The following is a 23,819-nucleotide window of genomic DNA, read 5'->3' as shown; positions in this document are numbered from 1 at the left end:
TCCTGCTAGTTGCTTAAGAGGGAAAGAACTTTTGAAACCAGAACCTGAGGCTTTTGTGGTTTTAAAAGGAAGCCTTTTGCGCCTGAAGTCAGGATTTTTACAATAAAGTCGCGCTGAACGCCCTGAGAATAAACAACAACCGGTGGTGAAAGAGGTTCAGTATTCAGTGCGCGGATAAGATTTAATCCGGTCTGATCCTTTAAAAGCACATCCAGAATGATGGCATTGAAGTTTTCTTCGTGATATTTCTGAAGGAATTCCTGTCCCGAAGTATAACCAACGCATTCTCCGCCAATTGCATTAAAAATACTGATGATTTCCTGCTGAGATTCCAGGTTATCATCAATTACTGCAATTTTCAGGACGGTTCCTGTGTTTTTGCTTGCGGAATTGTAAACTGATGTATCTGAAGAGAAGCGGGTATCAACAGAAGTTGAATCGTTTCCCAAAGTTTCTGACTGACTAAGGATTTTATCGGTAATTAAGTCTGAAACGTTCGAGGTGCCCTGAGCGCCCAGCAGGGAAGTTAAAATTCGCGGAAGGGTTGTGGCCATTTCGATTTCGTTGTAATCTGCATGTCCGATTAAAAATTCGCTCATGTACTGGCTTAGAGAAAGTACTTTTACATTTTTCTGCTGAACTTTTGGGCAGGAAAGAATGTTATCAATAAGAAATTCCAGATTAAAACCATCAGCAAAGGTAAGCTTGAGGTTTGTAAGCATTATTACAACTTTTGGAACGTCAATTCTATCACGATTAATCATTTCAATAAGGCGGTGACGCATAAGCATGATTTTTTCGTGATTTAAGCCCATGGCAAGTTCAATAAAAATTACTTCACCGTTTCTGTGGATGTCCAGCACGCAGGGAGAATCGTCCATGTAAAGGGGAGTTTTTAAAACCTTACCGATTGATTCAAGAAGTAAATCGAACTGAACAGGTTTTTCAAAATATTTAATTACACCGTACTTAGCAAGACTTGCAATATGATTTTTATCCTGATGAGGACCTGTGATTATAGTAGGAATTGTTGCGGTATTTGGTTCAGAACTTTTCTGTTCAAAGAATTCGTTTTCACCAGAATTAATGTGCTCAATATCATAAATGATAAGATTAGGCAGGTTTGTAATCATTTTAGTAAAACTATCCCGGCGTTCCTGGGTAAGCACAACTTCAATCTGCTCTTCAGAAAGTTTCTGCTTTAAATATTCGCGGAACAAGGGGTTCTCATCTATGATAAGGACTTTCTTCATAGTTTATAATTTTATCATATATTAAAGGAAAATTAAATTAAAAATTTCTTGCCGATAAAGAAGATTTTTTATATCTTTAATAATAATAAAATTTCAATCTATAAAAAGAGGTAAAATAAATGGCTAAACAGTTATTGTTTAATGAAGATGCACGCAAAAAGCTGCTTTCTGGTGTAGAGCAGATTTCTAAAGCTGTAAAAACAACACTTGGTCCTTGCGGACGTATGGTTATGATGGACAAAAAATACGGTTCGCCAGTAATCACAAAGGACGGTGTTTCTGTTGCAAAGGAAATCGAACTTGCTGATCCATTTGAAAACATGGGTGCTCAGTTCGTTCGCGAAGTTGCTTCAAAAACAAATGACGATGCCGGTGACGGTACAACAACTGCAACTGTTCTTTCTTACGCTTTGGTACGCGAAGGTGTTAAATCAGTTGCTGCTGGTATGACTCCAATTGAAATTAAACGCGGTATTGATAAGGCTGTAAAAATTGCCGTTGATGAAATTAAAAAGAACGCAAAACCTGTAAAGGGCGCTGATGATATTACAAATATCGCTACAATTTCTGCTAACAACGATCCTGAAATTGGTAAGATGCTTGCTGACGCTATCGAAAAGGTAGGAAAAGATGGTGTTATCACTGTAGAAGAATCAAAGAACATGGATATGACTGTTGATACTGTTGAAGGTATGCAGTTTGACCGCGGTTACATTTCATCATACTTTGTAACAGACCGCGAGCGCATGGAAGCTTCTTTCAGCGATGCAGCTGTTTTGATTTATGACAAAAAGATTTCTGCAATGAAAGACCTTCTTCCAATCCTGGAAAAAGTTGCAAACGCAGGAAAAGCTCTTGTAATCATCTGTGAAGATGTTGATGGTGAAGCTCTTACAACTTTGGTTTTGAACAACATCCGCGGAACAATCAAGTGCTGTGCTGTTAAGGCTCCAGGCTTTGGTGACCGCCGTAAGGATATGCTGCAGGATATCGCTATTTTGACTGGTGGTACTGTAGTTTCTGAAGAAGTGGGTCTTAAACTTGAAACTTGTGGTGCAGAAGTTCTTGGTCAGGCTAAATCAATCAAGATTGACAAGGATAACACTACAATCGTAGGCGGCGCTGGTGATGCAAAGGCTATCAAAAACCGTGTTGCAGAAATCAAAACTGCTATTGAAAAATCTACATCAAGCTACGACAAAGAGCAGCTTCAGAAACGCCTTGCTAAACTTGCAGGCGGTGTAGCTGTAATCAATGTTGGTGCTAACACAGAAACTGAAATGAAGGAAATGAAGTTCCGCGTAGAAGATACAATCGCTGCTACTCGCGCTGCTTTGGAAGAAGGTATTGTTCCAGGTGGTGGACTTGCTTTGATTGAAGCTTCTAAGGCTTTGGAAACAATCCCTGCTGATTTGACAGAAGATGAAAAAGTAGGATTCAAGATTGTTCGCCGCGCTCTTGAAGAACCAATCCGCCAGATTGCAGAAAACGCAGGTCTTGACGGTGCAGTAATCGCTGAACGCGCTAAGAACGAAAAGAAGGGTGTTGGTTTCAATGCCCGCACAAACGAGTGGGTAAACATGCTCGAAGCTGGAATCATCGACCCAGCTAAGGTTACATGTTCAGCTTTGAAGAATGCCGCTTCTGTCGCCGGAACTCTCCTTACAACAGAATGTGCAATTACAGACATCCCAGAGCCAAAAGCACCTGCTGCACCTGCTGCTGACCCAAGTATGATGTATTAGCCGATAATCGAAGAACCGTTAAAAAACGAGCTGCGACAGCGGGTCGTTTTAGGTTCATCGATAGAACGGCTCAAGCTGCGAGACTAGCGAGCAGCCGATAAACTAAATTCTCAAAAAAAGCGGTTCGTCGCAAGGCGGGCCGCTTTTTTTTACCCAAGTGCTGTGGCCAAAAGTTGAAGGCTGTCTTTTTCGATGTTACAATATTAAGAAAAACAGAAGGTAAAAAAATGACAACTATCTATTTTGTAAGGCACTGTAAACCCGATCATAAAAATCCTGATGACAGAAATCGTCCCCTTACTGATGAAGGTATGGCGGACAGCGAAAAGGTAAAAGAAATCCTTTCTGATAAAAAAATCGATGTATTTATTTCTAGCCCATATAGACGAAGTTATGATTCTATAAAAAAGGCTGCTGATTATTACGGTCTTGAAATTCTGACAGACGAAAGACTGCGTGAACGCAAGTGCGGAAAAGAAGGAAATAGTGGTCAAGACATGTTTCGAAAGCGCTGGGCAGATTTTTCTTTTGCGGAAGAAGATGGGGAATCTATCGGGGCTGTGCAGAAAAGAAATATTGAAGCGCTGAATGAAATCCTTGAAAAATACCGGGACAAGACAATTGCAATTGGAACTCACGGAACGGCTTTGTCCAGCATCATAAATTATTATGAGCCTAGTTTTAATGCCGATAGTTTTTTACAGATTATTGACTGGATGCCCTATGTTTTGAAAATGAAATTTGATGGAAAACGTTTTCTTGGACGCGAAGATGTATTTTATATAAAAAAAGAATTTAAAGATTAAAAGAGGTAAAAGTATGGCAGACACATTGGTTGTTTATTTTTCACTTGAAGGTAATGTTGATTTTATTGCCCGGGAACTTGCAAAAGAGCTTGGTGCTGATTTATATCGCTTACAGACGGTAAAAGAATATCCTAAAAAGGGATTGATGAAATTTGTTCACGGCGGACGGGATACGATTAAGGGCTTTAAGCCGGAATTGAAGGGGCAACTGCCGGATTTATCTGCATATAAGACTATTCTTGTGGGGGCGCCTGTTTGGGCAAGTAAGCCGGCGGCTCCTTTGAACACTTTTTTTGATGGGGCAGATTTTTCCGGTAAAAGCGTAAGTTTGTTTGCATCGAGTGCTGGCGGAAATTCGAAAAAATGCCTTGTCATTATGCGGGAGATTGCAGGAAAGAAAGGTGGCACTGTAAAAGAGGAAGAAGAATTTACAAATCCTCTTAAAGATCCTGAAAAAACAATTGCCCAGGTAAAGGCCTTTGCGGAAAGAATAAAATGCTGAACTACAGACTTGCGACAGAATCTGATCTGGATGAAATCTTCTTGCTCATAAAATCCGCGATTGCCGAGATGGAACGGAATGGAATTCCTCAATGGGATGAAATTTATCCTGCGCGCCAAGATTTTTTGAACGATATTTCAGCGGGTAGTCTTTTTGCGGGCCTTGAGAATGGAAGAATTGCAGTGATTTATGCTTTGAATAAAACCTGTGACGAAGAATATAAAAATGGTGACTGGAAGTGTGACGGAGATTTTCGTGTAGTTCACCGTCTTTGTGTTCATCCTGATTTTCAAAACCGTGGAATTGCACGCGAAACATTGCTTTACATCGAAAAGCAGGCAACGGCACTGGGGGTAAAGAGCATTCGCCTTGATGTCTTCAGTCAGAATCCATTTTCACTCAGACTTTATGAGCATGCGGGTTATCATAAAACTGGAGAAGCAAACTGGCGAAAAGGATTGTTTTATTTAATGGAAAAGATATTATAGGAAAAGAAAATGAAAAATGGTAAGCAACCAGATCCGATGACGATTTATCCGATTGCAAATTACGACAAAGAAATCTATGTGAAGCCGACGCTGAAAAATCCGCAGATTATTGTGGGGGATTTTACTTATATTGCGGATTCTGATTTTGAAAGTCATGTTACGTATTTATATGAGTGGAACGGGGACAAGCTCATAATCGGTAAGTTCTGCCAAATTGCGAGTGGCGTTGAGTTTGTAATGAACGGTGCAAATCATCAGATGAATGCGGTCACGACATTTCCATTTTTTACGCTTGAGGGCTGGAATGCGAAACCACCTGCTCCGAGCGATATGCCGCTAAAGGGTGACACTGTAATCGGAAATGATGTCTGGATTGGGCAGAATGCGGTGATTTTGCCAGGCGTGCATATTGGTGACGGCGCGATTATCGGCGCGAATGCGGTTGTGGGATGCAATGTTGAGCCCTATTCGGTTGTGGTCGGAAATCCTGCCCGTAAAATTCGAAATCGTTTTGATGACCAATTGATTGAACTTCTCGAAAAATTCAAATGGTGGGATAAATCGATTGAAGAAATTGATTCGCTGCTTCCGATTTTGACGAGCGGAAGTCTGGAAATGGTGAGAGAAGAATTGAAGAAACGGCTGGGCATGTAAAATCGGTTAGCGATTGGAGTGGCGGCGAAAGCCGTTCCGAAGGAATGCAGCGCGGTTAGCGCGGAACCACGGAAAGCGCGACAGACCGCGAAGCGGGCTGGAACCGCCAGAAAAGGAAAAAATATGATATTAGAAACTGAACGATTATTTTTGCGCGAGATGACGTTGGAAGATGTTGATACTCTTGCGCTTGTTTTGAGCGACCCGGAATCGATGAGGTATTATCCACATCCTTTTTCGCGGGAGGAAGTTGAAAACTGGATTAAGTGGAATCTTGATAACTATCAGAAATACGGGTTTGGGCTATGGGCGGTCTGCCTGAAGGAAAGCGGCGAAATGATTGGCGACTGCGGAATTACCATGCAGCAGGTGGAAAAGGATTTGTTTCCGGAAATCGGCTATCACCTGCGAAAGGAGTTTCGCGGCAAGGGCTACGCAATTGAAGCGGCAAAGGCATGCGGAGAATTTGCAAAAGCGCGTGGTATGAAAAAAATAATTTCGTATATGAAGTCGGACAATCTTCCCAGTCGTCATGTGGCGGAGCGTAACGGAATGAAGTTTGTAAAAGCCTTTACAAAGACGGTTATGGGAAAAGTTGTTGAAGACGAAGTGCTTTATATGAAGGATTTGTAGAGAAATATGGAAGTGATTATTCGGAATGAGAGGACGGAGGATTTTCGCAAGGTTGAAGAGCTGGTTCGGGAATCTTTCTGGAATGTTTACAGGCCTGGCTGCAGCGAGCATTTTTTGATTCATGTGCTTAGGAATGACGCGGCTTTTGTGAAAGAACTGGATTTTGTGATGGAAAAAGACGGCAGAATTATCGGGCAGAACTGTTTTGTAAAAACCTGCATTGATGGTGACGACGGGCGAAAAATTGATGTTCTTACGATGGGGCCGATTTGCATTGCAAATGATTTGAAGCGCATGGGCTACGGAAAGCAGCTGCTTGATTATTCGGTAAAAAAGGCTGAGGAGATGGGCTTTGGGGCTGTTTTGTTTGAAGGAAATATTGATTTTTACAAACACGGCGGCTTTGATTTTGCCCGCAAGTTTGGAATCCGCTATCACGATTTACCGCAAGGGGCTGATGATTCTTTCTTTTTGTGCCGGGAATTGAAGGCTGGATATTTAAGCGAAGTTAGGGGCATTTACCAGACTCCTGCGGCTTATTATGTAAGTGATGCTGATGTCGAAGAATTTGATAAGGGCTTTCCGCCCAAGGAAAAACTTAAGCTTCCAGGACAAATTTTTTAGGAAGGAAAATGCAGATTATCAATTACTTTGATTATGATGATAAAACTTCTATTATATCGCAGCTAGAGATACTTCAAGGGGAGTGGCGGGCGATTGGCTTTTTGCTTTCACTTTTGAAGGAGGAGTCTTTTCACGAAAAGCTTGGAAACGGATTTCTTTATATTCTTCTTGATGAGGATAAAATTACGAACGGAAAGCCTACAGTTGCTTCGTTTGTAACTTTTTGCGATAGGGATGAGGTTATTTCGGAATTTCGCCCCTGGATTGGGTTTGTTTTTACCACACCAGTTTATCGCGGGCGGCGTCTTGCAGGAAAAATAATAGAGCACTGTATGAAAGTTGCTGAGACTGCTTATCCAGAATCTGAATACGTTTATGTCTCAACTGATGAAGAAGGTCTTTACGAAAAGTATGGATTTGATTTTTTTGAAAAAATGAAGACTGTTTGGGGTGAAGAAAGCAGAGTTTACAGGAGAAAAAATAAATGCTGATTCAGACGCCACCACGTAATCAAAGACTTTTTTACAAAGAATTATGACCATCCTATAATCGAATGCGGCCTTCAGCTGGTGGATATGATAGTTTTGAGGAAAAATATATGAAAAAATAATATCGGGAATTTTTGAAAAAAAGGATAATTTTTACTATATTAATGATATGAATATTGCAGTAGATTTTTCGAACATTTTTGTTTTAGTTTTTCTTTTTGGAACGCTGATAACTTTTTTAATCAATCAGTTTCTGGAATTTATTGATTATCGGGCTCGCGTAAAAAACGGCGGTAAGCTTCCCGAGATTTTGCAGAAAATCCCCCTTTCGACTCAAACTTTTGATGGTGAAAAGTTGAAAAAAATCTGCGAATACGAAAACGCAAAATATTTTGCCTGGATTCCGTCGTCAATCTGTTCGCTTATTCTTGAACTCGCCCTGGTTGTTTTCGGTTTTTATCCTTTTGTTTTGAATTTTCTGACAGGAATTTTCGGTCAGCCTGCTGCAATCGGCAGCACTTTTACCATCTTCTTTTTCTTTATGATAATCGCTGGAATTCCTTCTTCAATTCTTGGGCTTCCTTTTTCTCTTTACCGTGAGTTTGTCGTAGAAAAGAGATTCGGTTTTTCAAAGATGACTGTAAAGCTCTGGCTTTCTGATATGATTAAGGGGATTTTTGTATCGCTGATTCTTTCAGCCCTCCTTACAATTGCCGCTGCAGTCTTTTTTGTAAAGTTTACCGCAAGCTGGTGGGCAATTCTTTCTGCTGTGCTTATTGCCTTTACCTTTATCATGCAGATTGTTTACCCGAAATTTATTGCGCCTCTTTTCAACAAATTCACTCCGCTTGAAGAAGGCGAAGTAAAAGAAAAAATCTCTGCGGTGCTGAATAAAGTTGGTTTTAAGAATGGCGGTCTTTTTGTGATGGATGCTTCCCGCCGAAGCGGACATTCAAACGCATATTTCAGCGGCTTTGGAAAAACAAAGAGGATTGTCCTTTACGATACATTGTTAAAATCTCTGACTGCTGATGAACTTGCGGCAGTTCTGGGACACGAACTTGGACATTTCAAACTTCACCACATAACAAAGCGACTTTTTATTATGATTCCGCTTGAGTTTGTTGTAATGTTCATTCTGTACAAGCTTGCAAACTTTACTTCGCTTTACCAGGGCTTCGGCTTTGCTTCGGTAACGGCACAGAATATTTCCAGCTTCCAGTTTATCGGCCTTTTCCTTGCAATCACAATTTATTCTGCCCTAAGTGAGATTTTAAGCCCGATTGTAAATCTTTCTTCAAGAAAGCAGGAATATCAGGCAGATGCCTTCAGCGCAAAAGTTCTTGAAAGCCCGGAGCCTTTAATCACAGGTCTTATCAAACTGAACAGCGATAATCTTTCTGAATTGATTCCGCCAAAACTTTACGTTTTCTGGAATTATTCGCATCCGACTCTGGTAGAAAGAATAGAAAAATTACAAAACAAGAATTGACATACCCCCCCCCATATTGTATAGTAAAAGTACAATAAGAAATTCGGAGGAATTGTATGAAAAAATTCTCAAAAATGGTTGCACTTATGCTTTTTGCAGGTGCTTTGGTTCTTGGTTTCGCTTCTTGTTCAAATGACAGCAGCGATAGTGGTAGCGGCAGTGATGTAACAGTTTCTGCAACTTATAAGTATGAATTTGGCAGTAATTGGCAGAAAATTATTTTATATAGTGATGCCAGTGTTGCTTATGCAAGATCAGAAGCAGCCGAAGCTGTAACTGATGGTATTATTAAGAAAGGTACGTATGAAAAAACAGGTGATACTTTTTCTGAGTGTACTATTACAATCAAATGGACACAAGAAAGATCAGACACTTCACCTTATGACTGGGAAGATGAAGACGGAGATGCAACTCTAACTGTTTCTGGTGGAAGCGGTGATTATTTCGGCACCACATTTACTCTCCAGAATTAAACTCTAACCTTTAGCTATACAGCCCGTGCAAGTTTGCACGGGCATTTTTTTGCGTTAGCGCTGTGAAGGGCTTGGCCACTGGACTGAGGTAGTTTGCGGAGCAAACGGACGAGGGAAGCGGCTGGAGCGACAGCGGAACCCGGAACATAGCGACCGGCCGGCGACGAAGGAGCCGGACGGGAACGACCATATACAAACTACTTTTATTACTTATTTAAATCTTCATAAATCGGGAATGTTGCATTATAATATAGAACGAATTTATTACGCATATAGGTAGTATATGAGAGCATTTACATTTAAAGGGGGAATCCATCCGAAAGAGATGAAGGAGCTGAGCAATCAGTGTGCGATTACTGCGGCTTTTCCTGCTTCTAAGACGGTGACGATTCCTGTAACTATGGGCGGAGCTCCGAATACTCCGCTTGTAAAAGTGGGTGACCTTGTGGCAAAAGGTCAGATTATTGCGAACGGCGACAAATTTATGAATTGTCCTGTTCATTCTTCGGTTTCGGGCAAGGTAAAAAAGATTGCAAAGTGCCTTGTTACCGGTAACTCGGAAGTTCCTTGTATTATCATCGAGGCTGATGACGAAAACAGAACTTCTTTTATGGAGCCGCTTGATCCTTTTACCTGTGATCACGATGCTGCGCTGGCACGTATCCGCGATGCTGGTATTGTGGGTATGGGTGGTGCTTCCTTCCCGGCTCATGTAAAACTTAATCCTCCGGTTGACAAAGAAATTGAGTACGTTCTGGTGAACGCTGCGGAGTGTGAGCCTTATCTTACCTGCGATGAACGCACTATGCAGGAGACTCCGGAAAAACTGATTGACGGTCTTGCTATTATCCTTCATATGGTTGGCGCTGCCGGTATTATTGCGCTTGAAGACAACAAGGCTTTCATCAAACCGATTCTGGACGATATCATATATAAAAAAGGCTATGGCGACGATATGTCTGTTCGCCTGGTAAAAACTAAATACCCTCAGGGCTCGGAAAAATTCATTGTTTCTGCCTGCCTTGGTGTGGAAATTCCTAGCGCTAAGCTTCCTGCTGATGCGGGCTGTATCATTTCTAACGTTGGTACTGTCTGCGCTATCAGTGACGCCTTCCGCCTGGGCATGCCTCTTATTGAGCGCGCTCTTACTATCAGCGGCGGGGCTGTAGAAAAGCCTTGCAACCTTCGCGTACCGGTTGGAACTCTGGTAAGCGACCTTATGCCGGATTTCTTTACTTTGAAAGAAGGGGCAACTGCAAAAATCATCAGTGGTGGTCCTATGATGGGCTTTGCCATGATTAGCGCTGACTTCCCGGTTGCTAAGGGAACAAGTGGTGTAACCTTCCTTACTGACCACGAGACCTTTATCGGCGATGAAGATCAGTGTATTTCCTGCGGCGGATGTGTTCACGTTTGCCCTATGCACCTCAATCCTGTTCTGATGATTCGCGAGCTTAAGGCTGCCAATACTAAAAAGGCCCGCCGTTACGGTCTTATGGATTGTATTGAATGCGGTTCCTGCGCTTTTGTCTGCCCGGCTCACGTAAAGCTTGTTCAGAGAATCAGACTTGGAAAATCTATTGTACGTGCAGAGATGGCTGCCGAGCGGGAAAAGGCTGCTGCTGCCGCTGCTCAGGCTGCTGCACAGGCTAATTCGACTAAAGAAGGAGGGGCAAAATGAGCGATAAAAAATTAGTAGTGTCTTCGAGCCCTCATTTTACGGAAGGGCTTACAACTCAGAAAATCATGGCCTGCGTTTTGATTGCTATGCTTCCTGAGTGTATTGCGGGAATTGTATTTTTTGGACTTCCTGCCCTTGTAAAAATTGTAGTTTCAGTTTTTGGCTGCGTGCTTTTTGAAGCCCTTTTCCAGAAACTTACAAAGCAGAAGATACTTGTGAGCAATTTGAGTGCTGCTGTGAGCGGCGTTCTTCTTGCCCTGGTTTTGCCTTCTACTACTCCGGTATGGATGGTTCTGCTTGGTGACCTTGCCGCAATGGTTGTCGCAAAAGGTCTTTTTGGTGGAATCGGAAGCAACGTTTTCAACCCGGCTCTGACTGGTCGTGCCGTTCTCTTTTTGAGCTTCCCGGCTGCAATCGGTGCCCGCTGGTATGATCCTCACCTGGTTCCTCATATTTACGAAAAGCTTGAGGCTATGGGAAAGACTGCCGCAGAGATTGACGCAATGAGCCAGGCTACTGTTTGGGATGGAATTACTGCCGCTACGACCTTGAGTAAGGTAAAGGCTGGAAACTTTGTTGCAGACAGTCAGAGCCTCTGGCAGCTTTTCATTGGTAACCGTGCAGGTTGTATTGGTGAAACTTCGATTTTGCTTTTGCTGATTTCTTTTGTCTTCCTTGCTTTGACCCGCATTATTGACTGGCGTGCTCCGCTGGCAATGGTAGGAACTGTTGTTGTTTGTACATTCCTTGGCGGCCTCCACGCTGGCGTAGCTGCTGCTGGAACTGATGTTCTTGTTGCCCTGCTCACCGGCGGTTTGATTTTTGGTGCCACCTTCATGGTAACAGACTACGCTACAAGTCCAATCACTGGTCCCGGCCGTTTGATTTTCGGCTTTGGCTGTGGTCTTATCACCTGGCTGATTCGTCGCTTTGGCGGTTATCCGGAAGGAGTTATGTTCAGTATTCTGATTATGAATGCTGTTGCTCCGCTTTTGAACAACTTTACAGGCCGCATGTACGGTTACGGTAAAAAAGGCAACCGCAGACCAACTCCTGCAAAAATCGTTCAGACTTTTGATGTGCAGAACGCAAAACCAGAGGAGGTAAAATAATGAAAGAAATGATTAAACTTGGCCTTACTCTGGCAATTTACGCAGTAATTTCCTGCACCGTTCTTGCAGTTGTAAATAATTTTACAGCTCCAAAAATTGCCCAGAACCAGGTAGAAAAAGTAAACCAGGCTATGGCAAGCTTCTTCCCTGGCGACGGCTACACTTTTGAAGCTGTAAGCGATTATGATGGGGCCAGCGTCGGCACAATCAAAATTGAAAACATGATTATTGCAAAGAAAGACGGCAAGGCTGTAGGCGGCGCTGCTCAGGTAAACGGTCCTACCTACGATCAGGCTACAATCCTTGTCGGAATGAAGGCTGACGGAACAATCACAGGACTCCAGTTCCTTAAAAACACAGACTCTCCGGGCTTCGGACTTAAGGCAAATGATCCTACCTTTACGCTCTCAAATGGTAAGACATTCTTCGGCCAGTTTGAAGGAAAAAATGCAAAAGACGGCTTCAAAACCGGCGAAACTTTTGATGCAATTTCCGGGGCAACAATCACAAGTAACGGTGTTGCAAATCTTCTTACAGAAGGAACCGGCTCTCTCTTGAAATATCTTGAAAAACAGGGGGCTACAAATGAATAAGCAGCTTCAGATTTTTACCAACGGATTTGTCCGCGAAAATCCGCTTCTGGTTTTGAATATCGGACTTTGTTCTTCGCTTGGTGTTACAACCAGCATTTTTAACGGACTTGGAATGGGTATGGGTATGACTTTCGTACTTGTTATGAGCGAAATCGTAATCAGTATTTTCAGAAAGAAGATTCCTTCATCTATCCGTCTTCCAATTTTTATTATCATTATTGCGGCCTTTACAACAATCGTTCAGCTGGTTTTGAACGCTTACGTTGAAGCCCTTTACGATGCGCTTGGCGTTTTCCTTCCTCTGATTGTAGTAAACTGTATCATCATGGGTCGTGTTGAGTCCTTTGCTTCAAAAAATAACATTGGAAACTCAATTTTGGATGCGCTTGGAATGGGAATCGGTTATACCTTCGTTCTTGTTTTGATTTCTTTCTTCCGCGAGCTTCTTGGCGGCGGTACTCTGATGGCAGGAACAGCTCTTAAAGTTGAACTAATTCCGGAAGCTTACAGAATCGGCGTATTCAACAGTGCTCCTGGCGGATTTATGGTATTCGGCTTCCTTGCCGCTTTGATGCAGGGATTAAAAATCCGAATGGCAGAAAAGCAGAACAAACCGCTTCCAGCCTGCGACGAACCATCTTGTGCAACTTGCGGCTCTGCCTGCGGTTCAAAACCTGCTTCTCCAGCCGGCGAAAATGCTGCTTCTCCGGCAGCCCCTGCAAAGGAGGGTGAATAATGATCGATTTAATTCAGCTCATCATAAAATCTGCAATTGTAGATAACGTAGTATTCATTCAGTATCTTGCTATCTGTCCTTTTATCGGTATGACAGCCGAAACTGACAAGGCAACCGGCATGGGTATTGCAACTTCGTTTGTAATCATCCTTGCAACAGCCGTAACCTGGCCGATTTACAAGCTTGTAATGATTCCTCTTGGACTTCAGTTCCTCCAGACTTTGATTTTCATCCTTGTAATTGCCTCACTGGTTCAGCTGGTAGAATTCTTCCTTAAGAAATCTATTCCGGCCCTCTACCGCTCAATGGGTGTTTACCTTGCCCTTATCACAACAAACTGTGCCGTACTTGGTGTAACAATCAACTGCATCAGCAAAAACTACAACTACGGAGAAAGCCTTGTTTACGCCCTTGGTTCTGCAATCGGCTTTTTAATCAGTATGGTAGTTATGAGCGGAGTCCGCAGCCGTCTTAAGATTGCAAAACTCCCTCGTTCCTTCCAGGGAACCCCAATTTTGTATGTTGCTGCAGGCTTGTTGAGTTTGGCATTCCTGGGATTTAAGGGCTTGATTAAATAATTTTAGGGGTGGGGGAAGTCTCCCCCTCGCTTCAGCCCGCTATGCGGTCTTACGCTACCCCCTCTCCTAGGGGCTAGCCCCTAAAACCCCATTTTGGAGGATAAGATGACTTTAGTTATATATACTATTTTAGTTGCCCTGGTAGTAGGATTCCTTTTAGGCGTTCTTCTCGGGCTTTTTAAGAAGATTTTCTACGTTAAGGTAGATCCAAAAGTACAGGCTGTCCGCGACTTACTCAGTGGCGGTAACTGTGGTGGCTGCGGCTATGCAGGTTGTGATGCTTTTGCCGAAGCTGTCGTAAAAGGCGAAGCTCCTACAAACGGCTGTGTTGCAGGTGGTGCAAGCTGCGCTGCAAAAGTTGCAGAAATCATGGGTGGAAGTGCCGGCGACGTAGTTCCAAAGGTAGCAGTTCTTGCATGCCATGGTACAAAAGAAGTTGCCCAGAGCCGCGGTGAATACAATGGTGTAAAAACCTGTGCCGCTGCCCAGCTTACAATGAACGGAACAAAAAAATGTTCATTCGGCTGTATCGGTTTTGGTGACTGTGTTGAAGTTTGTCCTTTCGGCGCCCTTTCAATGGGAGCAGACGGACTTCCTAAAGTTGACCGCTCTAAGTGCGTAGGCTGCGGAAAGTGTGTTAAGGCTTGTCCAAAGCACATCTTCATGCTTATGCCTGCAGACACAAAAGGCGCATTTGCCTTCTGTTCATGCCACAACGAAAACAAACCTCAGATCCGTAAAGACTGTTCTGTCGGCTGTTTCAAGTGCGGTATTTGTGCTAAAAAATGCCCTGAAGGCGCCATCGACATCACAAGCGGTATCCCAAAAGTGGATTACAGCAAGTGTACCTCTTGCGGCGAGTGTATCAAAGCCTGCCCAGATAAGGTATTGGGGATGTTTTAATTTTGCGTAAAGGTTGACTTTTACGCAAAATATGCTATATTAAAAAAAACGGAGACGCTTGTAAAAGAGCGACTTGCCTCCGTTAGCGATTATAGAAAACCGCCCACAAAGTCGTCACACTATAGGGCGGTTTTTTTTGTGCTCTTATCCTATTTTAGCAGGAAGGTGAGCAGGTCTATGATTAATGTGATAATTGCAATGGCAATCATTGCTTTTTCATATTCAGTCACAGACAGCCTCCTTCATTCATGAGAAATCGGAGGCAAGCCGCCGCAAATACAAGCGTCCCCTAGAGTTTGTATAGTATATAAAATTGAAGATTAACGCAAGAGTATTTATATTGAATAATTTTGTAAAATCGTAATTAAAAAAAGGGTGTAATCATGATTCAAATTTTTGGGACTAATAAATCGTTTGATACTAAGAGCGCGCAGAGATTTTTTAAGGAGAGGCGGATTGATTTTCAGTTTGTCGATCTGAAGGAAAAGGAGATGAGCGCCGGGGAGTTTGACTCGGTGGTGACGGCTCTTGCGCGGGTGGAAGGCGGCAGGGCGGCGGCGATTGAGGCGATGATTGATAAAAAGGCTAAGGATTATGCCAGCATCGCTTACCTTGATGACAGTGAAATCGAAGAGAAACTTTTTGAAAATCAGGCGAAACTTTTGAAGCAGCCGGTTTGCAGAAACGGAAAGACTGAGGCCACGGTTGGAATGGCGCAGAAAATCTGGGAAGGCTGGAAGTAGGGCGGCCTTGAGGGCTTAGTCCAGCGTGTATTTCTTCACAATCTGATATTCTTCTATTAAATTCTCCAGAGTGAAGCGGGCGTTTGCCGGGCTGGTGCTTGGAAGTGAGTGAACTTCCAGATTGAAGCGCTCTTCGTAGAGGCGGGCGCAGTGTTTTTTCCAGAGGGCGGCAGCGGTCTGGCCTGTAAAAAAGACGTGACGGATTTTTGATTCTGATAGAATTTGCGAAAAATCGTTTGGAATTTCCCGGCGGATTGATGAGTCGGCTGCGCCTTTTATCTGGCAGCTGGCAAGGACATCCCAGAGGGCGAGATTATGACGTAAAAGAAAATCGCGTCGTTCTTCTATGGCGGCTTTTGTGTCTGGGACCTTGTTTGGATGGGTCAGACTTTCACCGAAAACCTGGGGCAGTACGCGCCAGAAGCGGTTTTGCGGATGCATGTAAAAGAAGCCGAGTTCGCGGCTTTTTGGAGAAGGCATTGTGCCAAGAAGGAGAACTTTACTTTGTGCGTTCCAGACTGGCGGAAGCGGATGGGTGATTAAGGTACTGGCGGGCATGGGGCTATTATAGCATGAAATTCCTTTTTATCTGAAGAAAATCCTGCAGGCGTTCCATCAGAATAAAAAGATTTGCCCGGTCTTCGAACTCGGCCCGGCTTTGAGGCAGCGGGAGAGTTTTCATTTTATCCCTGATGAGGGCCAGCTCTTCCAGAAGGGATTTTACATCGTTGTCCTTGTGATATTCAGTGGCTACCTTTTCTAGAAAATCGGAAAGAAGGCTGGCGGTGGAAGGAACATCGCGGATTTTGCTTACGGCCTTGTACATTTCGTAAAGGATTTTTGTCTGATTTTCGCGCATTTCCAGGTAGCGGCTGTCGAAGGTGTCTTTTTTGGAAAACTGATTGTTGAAGTTTTCTTCGGCCTGCTTTTTGGCGGTGAAGATGCTTTGATTAAGTGATGTAAAGCAGCTGCCGTCGTAATCTGGCAGGGCGGGATTTTTTATGCGGGCTGCCATTCTGGCAAGGACAAGTTTTATCTGATTGTCGGTTTTTGATTTTAATTCTTCTATATAATTAGTCTTTTTGTGAAGAAAAATATTTACAAGAATTCCAAAGCCTACGCCAATAAGAAAAAGCAGAATCTCATTTGTAACTTCCGGGATACCGGTTTTCCCAAAGGAAAGAAAGTGTGAAATCAGCACGGAATCCATGGCCATTGCAGAAATCCATTTTTGCCACTGGCAGACAAGAATAAAAATCACAAGATAAAGAAAGAATACCGGCAGACTGAAGCCAAGAAGATTAAAAAGCGTGATTGAAATTGCGAGGGCTGCGGCGAAGGCAAGAAGGCGTGCGAGGGCGGTGCGGAGAGTCTCCTTTTTTGTAGGCTGCACCGAAAGAATAGCAACAATTCCTGCCGAGACTGCAAAATCCAGTCCCATTGCCTGAGCACACAAAACCGCAAGTATTGCTGCTGCCGAAATCTTAACTGTATTTATGAGAATAGATTTCATGTGGAAATTATAACATGGAAAAGTAGGTATGGAGATAGAAATTTTTAAGGTTAGATTGAAAAACTATAATAATCTTGTAATGCTGCTTTTGTATTCGAATTAGTTGTGCGTGTAATGAAATCCAGAGTTTCTTTTGAAATTCCATAAGATGGTCTTGGCTTGCTTACAGACAAATCAGAAGTATTTTCCATTTTGATTATTATCATTTCATCGAGAGAAACTTTATAGAAGTTCGCCAATACAACAAGGTTATCTATACAGGGTAGATTTTTTTTATCTGGATTTTCCCATATGTAAATAGATTGAGGATTTTTCCATTCCAAAGAGAGTTTGGACTTGTTTTACAGAGATGTTTCGTGCGACACGTAATTTTTTGAGGTTTTGCGAGGTAGCCGGAACATCGATTTTCGGAGTCGAAAAGTCCGAATTATTTTTATTCATCTGCATACAGATAAAAAGATAATAATATTTTAATTTTCAGGCAATAATTGACCGTGACTTGGCGGAATTGTATGGGGTGGAAACCAGGGTTATTAATCAAGCTGTAAAAAGAAATCTTGAAAGATTTCCTGAAGAGTTTAGATTCCAGCTTACAAGTGAAGAGTATAAGTCTTTAAGGTCACAATCTGTGATCTTGAACAATGAATCAGATAGTATGCGTGGTAAAAATTTAAAATATCTCCCTTACGTCTTCACCAGGCAAGGCGTTGCGATGCTTTCTGCTGTTCTTCATAGTCCAACGGCAATTCAAGTCAGTATCCGGATTATGGATGCGTTCATCAAACTTAGACATTATGTCAGTTCACAGATTGTAAAAACGGATGATAAAGCCGAGCTTGCAGAAATAAGACGTCTTCTCTTACTTCATATAGAACATTGTGATAAAAAATTTTCCGAACAGGATAAGAAAATCAATCAGATTATAGAGGTATTAAATAATCTGATTGAGGAACCGAAATCAAAGCGAAAAATCGGATTTATCAGCGGGGAATAATATGAAAAAAGGAATCCCTGTTGCACGGGTCAAAATGATTGAATGGAATGATAGAGACAATGTTTTATCTTTATCAAAAAATCCGGATAAGGAAGATTGTTCTGAAGTTGATGTTGAACTAGTCGCAAATTGTGATCGGTTGGATTGTGTAGCTGCTATTTGATTTTTTTGACAATGTTTCTTATGAAATAAAAAGATGGGGGCGTTGCGGGGGTGTCCCCCGCAGAGAGGGTGGCGTAAGCCCGCGAAGCGGGCTGAAGACAGGGGGATGCTTCCCCCCTCTTTACTAATCTTTCTTAGTTGGCTTTACCAGGAACAAGCTCAAGCAGAGCGCTACGATGTAAAGGGCGCCGGTAACAATCAGAACGTGCTGATAGCCGGTTGGGTTTACTTTGATTCCGTGGAGCTCTACGAACTCGCCGGTGCGCTGAACGATTGCGTTTGCCATCTGGTTTCCGGTAAGACCTGCAAAAGCCCATGCAGAAAGTGTAATTCCGTGGATTGCAGAAATGCTTCCCATTCCGTAGTGGTCAGAAAGCAGTGTAGGGATGTTAGAGAAGCCGCCGCCGTAGCCTGCATTTACGATGAAAATCAGGGCAAGAACGAAAACTGTAAGGATGATGTTTCCAGCACCGTTTTCAATTCCTTTTGCAAAGTAAACGATTGCTGTGAAGGCGATAGAAAGGATGAAAATCAGTTTGTAAACTGAGTTGCGGTCTTTCATTGAGTCTGCCCAGGCAGAGAAGCCGAGACGTCCGCCAGCATTGAAAACTGCTGAAATTGTAGAAATGATTCCTACTGCGCTTGCAAGGCCAAGACATTTTACAATCATCTTTTCCTGAGAAATCAGGGCAAGACCACAGGTAATGTTGATATAGAACATAAGCCAGATTGCAACGTAGCTGATAATTGGTTCGCGTTTGAGAGTTGCGATAATTCCTTCGTCCTTAGATTTTGTCTGAGGTTCAACCCAGTCAGCTGGTTTTGCAAGGATAAGGTGACCAACGAACATCATTACAAAGTAAACGCAGGCAAGAATATAGAACATCTTGAAGATTTCGCCGTTTTTGTTGTCGCCAAGAAGAGCCTGCATGATTGGAGATGCAATAGCCTTTGCTGCACCAAAACCTGCAACTGCAAGACCTGTTGCCAGACCTTTGCGGTCTTTAAACCAAAGCATCAAAGTCTTTACAGGGCTCAGGTAACCGGTTCCAAGACCACAACCCATGATAAAGCCGTAGCAGATGTAAATTCCAACAAGGGCAAGTGGATTACCGCGGTGTGCGCCGCCCCACTGAATGAAGAAACCTGTTCCTGCCATACCACAAGAGAAACAGAGAGTTGCAATCAAAGAAGACTTGTGAATGTTTTTTTCAACAAGGTTTCCGAGGAATGCTGCTGACATACCAAGGAAGAAAATTGCAAAGCTGAAGGCCCATTCTGTTGCGCCTTTTGAAAAGCCGATATAATCAGCAATTTCCTGGCTGAAAATAGACCAGCAGTAAACAGTACCGATACTGCAATGAAGAAGAAGGGCAGGGATTGCTCCTCTAATCCATTTGTTCTGAATGTTTTTCATATAAACCACCAATAAATAAAAATAAAACCTCTTCTATTATATTGGTGATTTGATGAAAAATCTATTAGTGGATAGAAAAATTATAATAAGAAATTATAGGGGATCAGTCTTTTGGGCTCCAGCTTGCCTGAACGTCTTCTACAACGACATTTTCATCAACTTTAACGGCAACCTGAAAATCATCTTCATATACAATCTCGCCAGGAAAATTTGTATATACGACGTAATAGGGATGATTATAGCGTTCCAGCAGCCAGAGAAGTGGATTAATCATTTTGAGCATCATTTCGGAATTTTCTGTCTTAAAATAACAGATTACTTTTTCCTGTCTTTTACATTGCGGAGGAAAGGGCAGTTTTTCTGCAAACCAGGATTCTATTTCAAGGAAAAGACCTGTATCCTCATCATTCATAATTCCGTCAGTCACCATTTGATGCAGCATGCTGAAAATGCCCTTGCCGCTTCGTGTATTTGCAGCCAGTTCTTTTCCCTGGATACGACAATATTTGAATTCCATATGACTCCTGAAAATCTGCCTAAAAAAAATGCCTATTCAGAATAGCTGAATAGGCATTCGTCTTGGGCCATCTTGGATTTGAACCAAGGACCAAAGGATTATGAGTCCTCTGCTCTAACCGCTGAGCTAATGGCCCGATTTTTATAATATAGCAAATTTCGGGACTTTACTCAACTGTTACCGATTTTGCAAGGTTACGAGGCTTATCAGGATCAAAACCGCGCTGAACTGCACAATAGTAGGCAAAAAGCTGGGCAGGAATTACAGTCAAAAGCGAAGCCAGAGTATCTGAACATTCCGGAATCTTAAATACTTCGTCTGTTTTTCCTTCAAAGGCTTTTTCATCCTGAGTGATTACAAGAACGGTTGCCTTGCGGGCCTTTACCTCAACCATATTTGAACCGATTTTTTCATACAAATCAGGCTGGCTGGCAATTGCAACAACCAGAGTCTGAGGGTCAATCAAAGCAATAGGACCGTGCTTAAGTTCGCCTGCCGCAAATGCCTCGGAATGCATGTAAGAAACTTCCTTAAGTTTCAAAGCACTTTCCAAAGAAGTTGCGCTGTCGAACTGGCGTCCGATATAGAAAATCTTATCTTTATTGAACTGCTGTGCCGCAAACTTCTGGATTGTTTCCTTTCCGTCCAGAATTTCCTGAACCTTATCTGGGATTCCTTCAAGTTCAGAAAGAAGCTTTGTGCAGTCTTCCTGACTCAAAGTTCCGCGGAGTTTTCCGGCTTTAATTGCAAGTAGATAGAGACACAAAATCTGAGTTGTGTAAGCCTTTGTAGAAGCAACGGCAATTTCCGGTCCTGCCAGTGTATAAATTACATCATCAGCTTCACGGCTGACAGTAGAACCAACACAGTTAGTGATTGCAACAACTTTAAGTCCGTTCTGCTTAGCAAGACGAAGGGCGCTCAAAGTATCAGCAGTTTCACCAGACTGAGAAATTACGATAAAAATATCATCTTTATCAAGGATTGGATTGCGGTAGCGGAATTCACTTGCCACATCAACATCAACCTTCATGCGGGCAATTTTTTCAAAAGCGTATTTCGCAACAACGCCGGCATGATAAGCTGTTCCGCAGGCTGTAATTACAACGCGTTTTGCCTTGCGCCAGGCATCGTCCATCTTGTTTTCCTCAAAATAAACGTCTGTCGGAAGACCAGTTCCGTCTTTTACGATTCTAGGACGCATTGTATCACGAAGGCCCTTTGGCTGCTCGTGGATTTCCTTAATCATAAAGTGTTCGTAACCGCCCTTTTCTGCGGCATCCATATCCCATTCAACATGGCTAGGCTCTTTTATGATTTTTTCGCCTTCAAAATTGAAAAGGTCAACGTGGTCAGCATACAAAACGGCAATTTCTTTTTCACCAAGATAGTAAACGTCGCGGGTGTGTTCAAGGATGGCAGGAACGTCAGAAGCAATAAAGTTTTCATCCTTTCCAAGACCTACGATAAGTGGACTTTCCTTACGACAGGAAATAATACGGTCTGGATAATCCTTGCAGATAACTCCAAGAGCATAAGAACCTTCAAGTGTGTGAACAGCCTTCAAAACTGCCTTGAAAATATCCTTTTCTTCCTTATAAAACTTATCGATTAAGTGAACTACAACTTCTGTATCAGTCTGAGACTGGAAAACAACGCCCTGAGACTGAAGCTTTGCCTTAAGCTCAGCGTAGTTTTCGATAATTCCGTTATGAACGATAGAAATTACACCGTCTGCACTTGTGTGAGGATGCGCATTCAAATCACTAGGTTCACCGTGAGTAGCCCAGCGTGTATGACCGATTCCGATTGAACCCTTAATAAAATCATCTGTTTTGCGGGCAAGAGAATCTTCAAAATCAGAATATTCTTTTCCTTTAAGATTTTCAGGAATAACCTGGCCTGTAATGCGTTCAGAAAGATTTTTGAGCATACCCTTAACCTTCTGAACAATAATTTCCTCGCCGTTATAAACCGCAATTCCCGCAGAATCATAACCGCGATATTCCAGCTTCTTCAAAGCCCGAATCAAAACCGAAGTCGCATTTTTATTTCCGATATAGCCTACAATACCACACATAATGATAATCGAGGAAAGCGTTAAAAAAATCGTTTTTCCGCAGAAAAATGATTTTTAGCTTTCATCCTGCAAATCATTTCCTGCGTATATAGAAAATCCGTTAAGAAAAACTTTTCATCAGAAAAGTTTTTTAGGATTTACCTCTTTCCTCATCTCCTCCTTTTAATCTAATTCTGAACGCTCATTGGATATTCACCGCTGAAGCAGCCCTTACAGAAACCATAAGAATCCGGATTACAGCTGCGCAAAGCCTCAAACATACCCTCAAGCGAAATAAAGGCAAGGCTGTCTGCGCCGATTTCTTTTCTGATTTCTTCTATATCATGTGTACTTGAAATAAGCTCTGATTTAGTCGGTGTGTCGATTCCCAGATGGCAAGGGAACTTTACCGGTGGCGAACTAACGCGGAAATGAACTTCTTTTGCACCGGCACGGCGTAAAATCTGAACCAGGCGGCGGCTTGTTGTACCGCGCACAATCGAGTCATCAATTACGATAACTTTTTTACCGCTCAAATCGCTTGAAACAGCATTCAGTTTTACAAAAACCATATTTTCGCGCTCTTTCTGAGTAGGCGCAATAAAGGTTCGTCCGATATATTTATTTTTTACAATTCCCATTGAATAAGGAACTCCGCTGGCCTGAGCATAACCCATAGCCGCACCCAAACCGCTGTCCGGAACACCGATTACAACATCAGCATCAACAGGACTTTCCTTTGCAAGCTGGGCACCCATCTTAAGGCGGGCAGTCTGAACAGGAATTCCATCAATTACAGAATCTGGGCGGGCAAAATAAACGTACTCAAAAATACAGGTGCGTTTAGCCGTCTTTTCACCAAAATTAAATGAAGAAATTCCATCTTTATTGATTGTAATGATTTCACCAGGAGCAACGTCGCGGACAAAAGTTCCGTTCATGGCATCAATTGCACAAGATTCGCTTGCAAGCACATAGCCGCCTTCAACCTGACCAAGACAAAGGGGGCGGATTCCGTTAGGATCGCGCACACCAATCAATGTGTCTTCAGTCATTACACACAAGGCGTAAGAACCCTTAATCATCTGGATTGTATCAGAAATTGCCTTGGCAAGACCTTTTTTGTAGCTGCGGGCAATCATCTTTAAGATAACTTCCGTATCACTTGAAGAAGAGAAGGTAGAACCCGCATCCTCAAGCATTTCGCGCAGCTGTTCGTAGTTTACAAGCTGACCATTGTGAGCAAGAGCAACACTACCAAGCTTAAACTGATTAAGCATAGGCTGTGCATTTTCGATTGTTTTTGAACCGGCAGTTGCATAGCGGACATGACCGATTGCAAGGTTTCCGTTCAGGGCGCCAAGATTTTCGGCATTAAAAACGTCGGCAACAAGCCCCATATCCTTGTGGATTTTTACGTTTGTTCCGTCGCTGGTAACAATTCCCGCACTTTCCTGTCCGCGGTGCTGCAGGGAATAAAGTCCAAAATATGCCAGAGAAGCAGCGCTCATCTGTTCTTTTTTGCTATCGTTAATAAAAACGCCAATAACGCCGCATTCGTCCCGAAGTTTGTCTTCTTCGCTCATTTCAAAACTATTCATTATGCTTTCCTGCTTTTTTTATAGAAAAGATGAGTTAGTATAGATGAAAAAT

General features: G+C 42.7%; 27 protein-coding genes and 1 tRNA gene. 19 read left to right on the top strand and 9 right to left on the bottom strand.

All coding sequences use genetic code 11. The features are described 5' to 3' along the window. Positions 1 to 5: 5 nt before the first annotated feature. Positions 6 to 1,253: a response regulator gene (locus MSI_RS07695; protein ID WP_009105495.1), complete on the bottom strand. Its 1,248-nt coding sequence runs from the start codon at positions 1,251 to 1,253 to the stop codon at positions 6 to 8. Positions 1,254 to 1,372: 119 nt separating this feature from the next. Here MSI_RS07695 and groL point away from each other — a divergent pair, with 119 nt between their 5' ends. The 17 genes from groL to MSI_RS07610 all read left to right on the top strand — a co-directional run bounded on the left by groL (position 1,373) and on the right by MSI_RS07610 (position 15,504). Then, positions 1,373 to 2,998: a chaperonin GroEL gene (groL, locus tag MSI_RS07690; protein WP_009105493.1), complete on the top strand. Its 1,626-nt coding sequence runs from the start codon at positions 1,373 to 1,375 to the stop codon at positions 2,996 to 2,998. A gap of 227 nt (positions 2,999 to 3,225) precedes the next feature. Continuing rightward, a complete protein-coding gene (locus MSI_RS07685) occupies positions 3,226 to 3,804 on the top strand; it encodes a histidine phosphatase family protein (protein ID WP_009105491.1) in 579 nt (192 codons plus the stop codon). A gap of 13 nt (positions 3,805 to 3,817) precedes the next feature. Beyond that, a complete protein-coding gene (locus MSI_RS07680) occupies positions 3,818 to 4,306 on the top strand; it encodes a flavodoxin (protein ID WP_009105489.1) in 489 nt (162 codons plus the stop codon). Beyond that, positions 4,300 to 4,794 carry a GNAT family N-acetyltransferase gene (locus MSI_RS07675; RefSeq protein WP_009105487.1) on the top strand — a complete coding sequence of 165 codons (495 nt, stop codon included), beginning with the start codon at positions 4,300 to 4,302 and terminating at the stop codon, positions 4,792 to 4,794. Before MSI_RS07680 ends, MSI_RS07675 begins: the two co-directional genes overlap by 7 nt. 9 nt (positions 4,795 to 4,803) lie before the next feature. Beyond that, complete coding sequence (locus tag MSI_RS07670; protein ID WP_009105485.1) at positions 4,804 to 5,448, top strand: CatB-related O-acetyltransferase; 645 nt, start codon at positions 4,804 to 4,806, stop codon at positions 5,446 to 5,448. A 123-nt stretch (positions 5,449 to 5,571) separates the two neighbouring features. Then, positions 5,572 to 6,081, top strand: coding sequence for a GNAT family N-acetyltransferase (locus MSI_RS07665; protein ID WP_009105484.1), 510 nt, complete (start codon positions 5,572 to 5,574; stop codon positions 6,079 to 6,081). 6 nt (positions 6,082 to 6,087) lie between these two features. Beyond that, a complete protein-coding gene (locus MSI_RS07660) occupies positions 6,088 to 6,705 on the top strand; it encodes a GNAT family N-acetyltransferase (protein WP_009105483.1) in 618 nt (205 codons plus the stop codon). 8 nt (positions 6,706 to 6,713) lie between these two features. Next, on the top strand, positions 6,714 to 7,196 hold the full coding sequence (locus tag MSI_RS14000) for a GNAT family N-acetyltransferase (protein ID WP_009105482.1): 483 nt from the start codon (positions 6,714 to 6,716) through the stop codon (positions 7,194 to 7,196). A gap of 166 nt (positions 7,197 to 7,362) precedes the next feature. Beyond that, the gene (locus tag MSI_RS07650; protein ID WP_009105480.1) at positions 7,363 to 8,685 is read left to right on the top strand and encodes a M48 family metallopeptidase; all 1,323 of its coding nucleotides are present in this window, start codon (positions 7,363 to 7,365) and stop codon (positions 8,683 to 8,685) included. A 56-nt stretch (positions 8,686 to 8,741) separates the two neighbouring features. Further along, positions 8,742 to 9,158 (top strand): hypothetical protein, encoded by a 417-nt coding sequence (locus MSI_RS07645; protein ID WP_009105479.1) that lies wholly within the window; start codon positions 8,742 to 8,744, stop codon positions 9,156 to 9,158. Between the two features lie 283 nt (positions 9,159 to 9,441). Beyond that, the gene (gene rsxC / locus MSI_RS07640; protein WP_009105478.1) at positions 9,442 to 10,839 is read left to right on the top strand and encodes an electron transport complex subunit RsxC; all 1,398 of its coding nucleotides are present in this window, start codon (positions 9,442 to 9,444) and stop codon (positions 10,837 to 10,839) included. After that, complete coding sequence (locus MSI_RS07635; RefSeq protein WP_009105477.1) at positions 10,836 to 11,951, top strand: RnfABCDGE type electron transport complex subunit D; 1,116 nt, start codon at positions 10,836 to 10,838, stop codon at positions 11,949 to 11,951. The genes rsxC and MSI_RS07635 overlap by 4 nt, the downstream gene beginning before the upstream one ends. Further along, positions 11,951 to 12,544, top strand: a complete 594-nt coding sequence (locus MSI_RS07630) for an FMN-binding protein (RefSeq protein WP_009105476.1) — start codon at positions 11,951 to 11,953, stop codon at positions 12,542 to 12,544. Before MSI_RS07635 ends, MSI_RS07630 begins: the two co-directional genes overlap by 1 nt. Next, entirely contained in the window at positions 12,537 to 13,280 is a 744-nt protein-coding gene (rsxE, locus tag MSI_RS07625) for an electron transport complex subunit RsxE (RefSeq protein ID WP_009105475.1), read from the top strand. The genes MSI_RS07630 and rsxE overlap by 8 nt, the downstream gene beginning before the upstream one ends. Continuing rightward, complete coding sequence (locus tag MSI_RS07620; RefSeq protein WP_009105474.1) at positions 13,280 to 13,858, top strand: electron transport complex protein RnfA; 579 nt, start codon at positions 13,280 to 13,282, stop codon at positions 13,856 to 13,858. Before rsxE ends, MSI_RS07620 begins: the two co-directional genes overlap by 1 nt. A gap of 105 nt (positions 13,859 to 13,963) precedes the next feature. After that, complete coding sequence (locus MSI_RS07615) at positions 13,964 to 14,761, top strand: RnfABCDGE type electron transport complex subunit B (protein WP_009105473.1); 798 nt, start codon at positions 13,964 to 13,966, stop codon at positions 14,759 to 14,761. A 383-nt stretch (positions 14,762 to 15,144) separates the two neighbouring features. Further along, positions 15,145 to 15,504, top strand: coding sequence for an arsenate reductase family protein (locus tag MSI_RS07610; RefSeq protein WP_009105472.1), 360 nt, complete (start codon positions 15,145 to 15,147; stop codon positions 15,502 to 15,504). Positions 15,505 to 15,519: 15 nt separating this feature from the next. On the opposite strand, the gene MSI_RS07605 is transcribed toward MSI_RS07610, so the two are convergent. Genes MSI_RS07605 through MSI_RS14505 form a run of 3 tightly spaced genes read right to left on the bottom strand, consistent with a single transcriptional unit; the run spans position 15,520 to position 17,223 of the window. Next, positions 15,520 to 16,062: a DNA-deoxyinosine glycosylase gene (locus MSI_RS07605; protein WP_009105471.1), complete on the bottom strand. Its 543-nt coding sequence runs from the start codon at positions 16,060 to 16,062 to the stop codon at positions 15,520 to 15,522. 7 nt (positions 16,063 to 16,069) lie between these two features. Further along, positions 16,070 to 17,017 (bottom strand): aromatic acid exporter family protein, encoded by a 948-nt coding sequence (locus tag MSI_RS07600; protein ID WP_009105462.1) that lies wholly within the window; start codon positions 17,015 to 17,017, stop codon positions 16,070 to 16,072. Positions 17,018 to 17,067: 50 nt separating this feature from the next. Beyond that, complete coding sequence (locus tag MSI_RS14505; RefSeq protein WP_155815537.1) at positions 17,068 to 17,223, bottom strand: hypothetical protein; 156 nt, start codon at positions 17,221 to 17,223, stop codon at positions 17,068 to 17,070. A 278-nt stretch (positions 17,224 to 17,501) separates the two neighbouring features. On the opposite strand from MSI_RS14505, the gene MSI_RS07595 reads away from it, so the two are divergent. Together MSI_RS07595 and MSI_RS14500 are read left to right on the top strand one after the other, a co-directional pair. Next, positions 17,502 to 18,011, top strand: a complete 510-nt coding sequence (locus MSI_RS07595) for an ORF6N domain-containing protein (RefSeq protein ID WP_081481366.1) — start codon at positions 17,502 to 17,504, stop codon at positions 18,009 to 18,011. Between the two features lies 1 nt (position 18,012). Continuing rightward, positions 18,013 to 18,174, top strand: coding sequence for a hypothetical protein (locus MSI_RS14500; RefSeq protein WP_009105459.1), 162 nt, complete (start codon positions 18,013 to 18,015; stop codon positions 18,172 to 18,174). A gap of 123 nt (positions 18,175 to 18,297) precedes the next feature. On the opposite strand, the gene MSI_RS07590 is transcribed toward MSI_RS14500, so the two are convergent. The 5 genes from MSI_RS07590 to purF all read right to left on the bottom strand — a co-directional run bounded on the left by MSI_RS07590 (position 18,298) and on the right by purF (position 23,767). Further along, positions 18,298 to 19,590 carry an MFS transporter gene (locus MSI_RS07590; protein WP_009105457.1) on the bottom strand — a complete coding sequence of 431 codons (1,293 nt, stop codon included), beginning with the start codon at positions 19,588 to 19,590 and terminating at the stop codon, positions 18,298 to 18,300. 103 nt (positions 19,591 to 19,693) lie between these two features. Beyond that, complete coding sequence (locus MSI_RS07585; RefSeq protein WP_009105455.1) at positions 19,694 to 20,107, bottom strand: hypothetical protein; 414 nt, start codon at positions 20,105 to 20,107, stop codon at positions 19,694 to 19,696. Between the two features lie 63 nt (positions 20,108 to 20,170). After that, a tRNA-Ile gene (locus MSI_RS07580) sits at positions 20,171 to 20,243 on the bottom strand. Between the two features lie 30 nt (positions 20,244 to 20,273). Then, a complete protein-coding gene (gene glmS / locus MSI_RS07575) occupies positions 20,274 to 22,187 on the bottom strand; it encodes a glutamine--fructose-6-phosphate transaminase (isomerizing) (protein ID WP_009105453.1) in 1,914 nt (637 codons plus the stop codon). 167 nt (positions 22,188 to 22,354) lie between these two features. Then, positions 22,355 to 23,767, bottom strand: coding sequence for an amidophosphoribosyltransferase (purF, locus tag MSI_RS07570; RefSeq protein WP_009105451.1), 1,413 nt, complete (start codon positions 23,765 to 23,767; stop codon positions 22,355 to 22,357). Positions 23,768 to 23,819: the final 52 nt, after the last annotated feature.

Origin of the sequence: Treponema sp. JC4, assembly GCF_000260795.1 — a bacterium.
Lineage (GTDB): Bacteria > Spirochaetota > Spirochaetia > Treponematales > Treponemataceae > Treponema_D.
This window is presented reverse-complemented; position numbering and strand designations above follow the sequence as displayed.